The sequence below is a fragment of the Methylobacterium sp. P3_A11 genome (genome assembly GCF_056403155.1).
On the sequence record NZ_JBFUGA010000185.1, the window covers coordinates 1 to 5,448 of the forward strand.

Below are 5,448 nucleotides of genomic sequence, written 5' to 3' on the forward strand. Positions count from 1 at the left end.
GCACCGACCCGGCCCGCTGGCTCGCGGGCCGCGAGGCCGGGACGGCCCTGCCGGCCGACGATCCCCGGGTGCGCGCGATGGCGACGGCGCTGGCCGGGGCCCGCGACGGCTTCATCGAGGATCCGCGCATGATCGCCAACCGCACCGTCCAGCTCGGCCAGATGCTGGCCGAGGCCGGCCTCGGCGCGGGCTACGGCGCGATCCTCGACGGTCTCGGGGGCATCGCGGCGGGGCGCGGCCGCCGAAAGAGCCTCTACGGCGAGATGTGCCAGCACTACTACAACGCCCGGATGCAGGGGGCCGATCACGCGGCCGCGCTGGCGCGCCTCGCCGCCCCGCACCCGGCCCTGGAGGGGACACCGTGAGCACCGCCCGGGCCTCGGCCGACCGCCCGGCGGGGCGGGACGGCCCGCGGGTTCTCGACGCGGTCCTGATCGTCGACGACCATCCGGTCGTGCGGCGCGGCTTCCGCCACCTCGCGGAGGATGCCGGCCTCCGGGCGGTCCACGAGGCCGCGGACGTGGTGTCGGGCTACCGCACCTTCCACCGCCACCGGCCCGGGCTGGTGGTGACCGACCTCGGCTTCCGCGACCAGGGCCTGTCGGGCCTGTCACTGATCCGCCGGGTGCGGGCCCTGGAGCCGGCAACCCGGATCCTCGCTTTCAGCATGCACGACGACCCGGTGATCGTCGCCCGCGCCATCGAGGGCGGGGCGCACGGCTTCGTCCTGAAGGACACGGCGGTGACGCGGTTCCACGAGGCGATCGAGGCCGTCTCGGCCGGGCGCAGCTACCTGCCGCACGAGGTCGCCACCCGGATCGCCATGCTGAATGCCGGGCTGCTGGACTCGCCGCTGGCCCGCCTGACCGCGCGGGAGGTTCAGGTCCTGTCCCTGCTCGGGGTGGGCAAGTCCAACGCGGCGATCGCCGACAGCCTGTCGATGAGCGAGCGGAGCGTGTCGGCCGTCGTCTCGGGCATGAAGCAGAAGCTCGGCGCCGGCAGCCTCGCCGACCTCCTGCACATCGCCCTGGCGCGGGATGGGCGCCCGGTGTGAGGAAACCCGCGGCCCCGGCCGCTGCTAACGCGGCACGATCAGGCCGGGGATGACGGACCCACGCGGCCCGAAGGTCTCCTCGGCCTTCCGGCAATTCGCCGCGACGTCCTTGCGATAGGTTTCGATGTACCGGGTGGCGATCAGGTGCAGGTCGCCGGTCTCCAGGCTGGCGGCGTCGACGCCCAGGGCCTCGACGGTCTGCTTGAGGCGCGCGGAATCGCTACGCAGGTCTGGGCATTCGAGATTCACGAAGCCGGCGAGCCCCGCGAGCTTCGCCGCCTGGACGCGCCTGCGCTCGTCCGGAGACGGGTTCTGGGCCTGGGCCGCCAGCAGGCTCAGAAGGAGGCCGGCCGACACCAGGCCGGAAAGACGGACTGCGCGCATCGCTTCTCTCACCCTGTCCGAAGAGCAGCGCGTCCGTCGACGGTCGCGGCTGCGCAGATGTCCGCAGGTCTATGCCGCGGGACGGGAGATTTCCAACGCCAACCCGGTTCGTCAGCGTCTTACTCGGGCTCCCGCTCGACGCCGGCTGTGGACCGCAGGACCTCGCTGTCGCCGCCGGCCAGCACGACCGGCACGATCGGCGCCATGACGGACCTTCGGCGCGCGGACAGGGTGCGGACCTTCTCGCCCTCGTCCGGGACGAGGGTGCGTGAACGGCCGGCCGCGCACCGGCCGCACGCGGCACAGGCGACCGCATCGCGAAGGGACGGAATTACACGCAGCAATTGAATTCTGATCCATCGGAAAGAATCCGGAAAGCTCCGCCCTGCTAGTGTCCCGTCAGGTGGGCGCGGGCACCATCCGGTAGACTGTTCGCGCGGGCGGACGATTGGGATCCCCGGGCATGACGAGTGGGACGGTCGCGCTGCGGGAGAAGGCGAAGCGCCTCGACACCGTCCTCGACACGATGGACCAGGGCCTCATGATGATCGACGCCGCCGGCGTCGTTCAGGTGTGCAACGCGCGCGCCCTCGCGCTCCTCGACCTGCCGCCTGCGCTGATGCGGTCCCGCCCGACCTTCGAGGCTGTCCGGGAATACCAGATCGCGCAGGGCGAGTTCGGCAAGGCAAGCGAGGCCCTGCGGCGATGGGTGGCCGATCGCGGGGTGGAGCGCGGCGCCCACACCTACGAGCGCGAGCGCCCGAACGGCACCGTGCTGGAAATCCGGACCGTGCCGCTGCCCGACGGAGGGGCGGTGCGGACCTTCACGGACATCACCGCGCGCAAGCGGGCCGAAGAGACGCTGCAGGTGAGTGAGACGCGGCTCGCCCTGGCGCAGGATGCCGGCAGCGACGGGCTGTGGGATTGCGATCTCACGACGGGCGAGGCGTGGTCCTCCGACCGCTGGTGGGGCGTGCTCGGCTACGAGCCGGGCGAGCTGGCGAGCAACGCCCACACGTGGCGGGCTCTGCTCCACCCGGAGGATGCGGGCGCCGCCGAGCGCGCCCTGATCGAGCACCTGAGCGGACGGGCGCCGACCTTCGCGTGCGAGCATCGCATGCGGCGCAAAGACGGATCCTGGGCCTGGATGATGACCCGCGGCAAGGTCGTGGCCCGCGCCGACGACGGACGCGCGCTGCGGTTCATCGGCACGCAGATCGACATCAGCGCGCGCAAGTCGGCCGAGGGGCAGATCGCCCACATGTCGCGCCACGACGGCCTCACCGACCTGCCCAACCGCGCCCTGTTCTACGAGCGGCTGGAGATCCGGCTCGCCGACCTGCACCTCCACGGGGGTGCCTGCGCGGTGCTGTGTCTCGATCTCGACCGCTTCAAGGCCGTCAACGAAAGCCTCGGCCACGCGGCGGGCGATTTCCTGCTCCGGGCGGTGGCCCACCGCATCCGCGCGGTGCTGCGGACCGACGACACGGTGGCGCGCCTCGGCGGCGACGAATTCGCCGTGCTGGTGGCCGATGCGGGCGATCCCTGCCACGCGGAAACGCTGGCCGCGCGCCTGATCGAGGCGGTCCAGGCGCCGATCCCGTTCGGCAAGCAATGGCTGAAGGTGGGCCTGAGCGTCGGCATCGCGCAAGCGCCCGCCCACGGCCTCGACAGCGAGACGCTGGCCAGGCGCGCCGATCTGGCGCTCCACCGGGCGAAGACCGAGGGCCGGAACACCCACCGGATCTTCGAGCACACCATGGACGAGGCCGAAGCGGCCCGGCGCGACCTGGAGCGGGACCTGCGTCAGGCGATCGAGGCTGACGAACTCATCCTGCACTACCAGCCGCAGGTGAGCACCGGCACCGGCCGGCTCCTCGGGTTCGAGGCGCTGGTGCGCTGGGAGCATCCGACGCGCGGCTTGATCCCGCCGAATGCCTTCATTCCGTTGGCCGAGGAGAGCGGCCTGATCCTGCTGCTGGGGGAGTGGGTGCTGCGGGCCGCATGTCGGGAGGCGGCCCGCTGGGAGTGTCCCCTGAAGGTGGCGGTCAACCTGTCGCCGCGCCAGTTCGAGCAGGCTGACCTGCCCGAGCGCGTCCTGGCGATCCTGACCGAGACGGGCCTGGCGCCGACCCGGCTCGAACTCGAGATCACCGAGACGCTGATCATCAACGACATGGCCCGGGCGTTGGGCATCCTGCGCCGCCTGAAAGCCTTCGGCATCGCCATCGCGATGGACGATTTCGGGACGGGCTACTCGTCGCTGGCGACGCTGCAGGCGTTCCCCTTCGACAAGATCAAGATCGACCGGTCGTTCGTAGGCCATGTCGAGGCCAGCCCGCAGGCGGCGGTGATCGTGCGCGCGGTTCTCGGGCTCGGCCGCAGCCTGGGGATGAGCGTCGTGGCGGAGGGCGTCGAGACGGACGCGCAGATGCGCTTCCTCGCCGCGGAAGCGTGCGACGAGGCGCAGGGCTACCTGATCAGCAAGCCGCAGYCGATCGAGCGGTTCGCCGACCAGCTCCGCGCTCCGGATGGGTGCGTGGCGACGGGCGGCCCGGATTCCGCGGTCGCATAGACCGACGACGCGTCCACGGCTTCCCATCGATCCCGCGGCAACCGAGACGGCCCCTGCGCGGCGGGCGGTGCGAGGACGGCCGGGCGCCGGGGCCTTGGCCCGCGCCGCCGCAACCGCTTCCGCCCGGCGCCGGCCGAGTGTGGCGCGGCTGCGACACCGGGCGACGACCGCCTGTGGATGAGGCGCCCTGCCCCCGATCCGTCACGGTTGGGGTGCCAGCATGGCCGCACACAGTCGATCCGGCTTCCCCACATGCTCGCCCGACCCCACGCCCTTCTCCTCCGTCATCGCGAGCGCGCCGCCGTGCTCATCTCCTCCGCGCTGTTCCTGGCCGGTGCCCTTCCCCTCTTCTGGGCGCTTGGCTGATCCTCCGGTCGGGTCCGGCAGAGCCTGCGGCCGCCAGCCGGCGGCCGCAATCCGCTCCGGCGCGCTGCGTCGGGCGGGCGCAGGCACGGCGGCGCCGGCACCGCCCCCAGGCCGGGGCGGTCCTCGGACCGCGCAGACCCGGAACGGACGAAACCCCGGAAGCTTGCGCTCCCGGGGTGGTGCCGACCTCGCGGCCAGGATGATCGGGCTGGGGATGCGAAGTGCGACCCCGCGGCAATCCGGCTTCGCCGGATGACAGGGACCTTCGGCCCCCGCCCACCGCGTCGCCCGGCCTTTCGGCCGGGCGTGGTCCGATCGGGTCTTAGTAGGATCCGAACTTGTAGTTCAGGCCGGCGCGGACGACGGCGAACTCGTCGGAGCGGCGGCCGACGCCGCTGTAGACGACCGGGAAGTTGTTGGCGGCGTTGACGACGAGCGCACCCTGGCTGCGGGTGTTGCGGTCGAGGTTGACGTACAGGCCTTCGACCTTGAGCGTCACCGCCGAGGAGCGGAAGAAGTTCAGGAACGASTCGGTGGGCAGGGCGTACTCGATGCCGCCGCCGGCGGCCCAGCCGGTGCGGAAGCTGTCGTTGCCGGCGAAGCCACCGAACGAGCGGTCGGCGCTGCCCGAGCCGTAGGCGAAGCCGCCGGTGCCGTACACGAGGGTGCGGTCGAAGGCGTAGCCGAGGCGGCCGCGCACCGTGCCGAAATAGTCGAGGCTGGAGAGGCCGCGCGGGTCGGTGACGTAGTAGCCGGGGGCCAGGGCGCCACTGATGAAGGCGCTGTTCCGGTTACGGCCGAAGTCGAGGTACTGGGCATCGGCCTCGACGCCGATCACCACGCCCGAGCCCGGCGTGAACTGGTAGTTGTAGCCGACCTGACCACCGCCGGAGAAGCCGTCCTGGCTGCTGTTGCGGAAGGTGGCGACGGTGCCGGGGGCGGCGTAGGGGAACGGCACGCCGAAGCTGTTGCCGGTGGAGCGGCTGCTGGCGTCGAAGGCGTAGCCGGCGTTGATACCGAAGTAGGCGCCCGTCCAGGTGAACACCGGGACCGGGGTGAACACCGGCGG

Annotated in this window: 6 protein-coding genes; 3 read left to right on the forward strand and 3 right to left on the reverse strand. The window is 72.0% G+C overall.

Annotation, left to right across the window (positions count from 1 at the left end; all coding sequences use genetic code 11):
• Positions 1-365, forward strand: a 365-nt coding sequence (locus tag AC1DXK_RS29885) for an MxaH protein (RefSeq protein ID WP_477299636.1), incomplete at its 5' end; no start/stop codon positions are given.
• The gene (locus AC1DXK_RS29890) at positions 362-1,054 is read left to right on the forward strand and encodes a response regulator transcription factor (protein WP_457108738.1); all 693 of its coding nucleotides are present in this window, start codon (positions 362-364) and stop codon (positions 1,052-1,054) included. The genes AC1DXK_RS29885 and AC1DXK_RS29890, both read left to right, overlap by 4 nt.
• A gap of 24 nt (positions 1,055-1,078) precedes the next feature.
• Here the strand turns inward: AC1DXK_RS29890 and AC1DXK_RS29895 are convergent, their stop codons facing one another.
• Together AC1DXK_RS29895 and AC1DXK_RS29900 are read right to left on the reverse strand one after the other, a co-directional pair.
• Positions 1,079-1,438 (reverse strand): hypothetical protein, encoded by a 360-nt coding sequence (locus AC1DXK_RS29895; RefSeq protein ID WP_457108739.1) that lies wholly within the window; start codon positions 1,436-1,438, stop codon positions 1,079-1,081.
• A gap of 119 nt (positions 1,439-1,557) precedes the next feature.
• Entirely contained in the window at positions 1,558-1,782 is a 225-nt protein-coding gene (locus AC1DXK_RS29900) for a hypothetical protein (protein WP_477299637.1), read from the reverse strand.
• Positions 1,783-1,901: 119 nt separating this feature from the next.
• On the opposite strand from AC1DXK_RS29900, the gene AC1DXK_RS29905 reads away from it, so the two are divergent.
• Positions 1,902-4,013: a putative bifunctional diguanylate cyclase/phosphodiesterase gene (locus AC1DXK_RS29905; RefSeq protein ID WP_477299638.1), complete on the forward strand. Its 2,112-nt coding sequence runs from the start codon at positions 1,902-1,904 to the stop codon at positions 4,011-4,013.
• A 688-nt stretch (positions 4,014-4,701) separates the two neighbouring features.
• Here the strand turns inward: AC1DXK_RS29905 and AC1DXK_RS29910 are convergent.
• A partial coding sequence (locus tag AC1DXK_RS29910; RefSeq protein ID WP_477299639.1) for an outer membrane protein occupies positions 4,702-5,448 on the reverse strand: 747 nt, incomplete at its 5' end.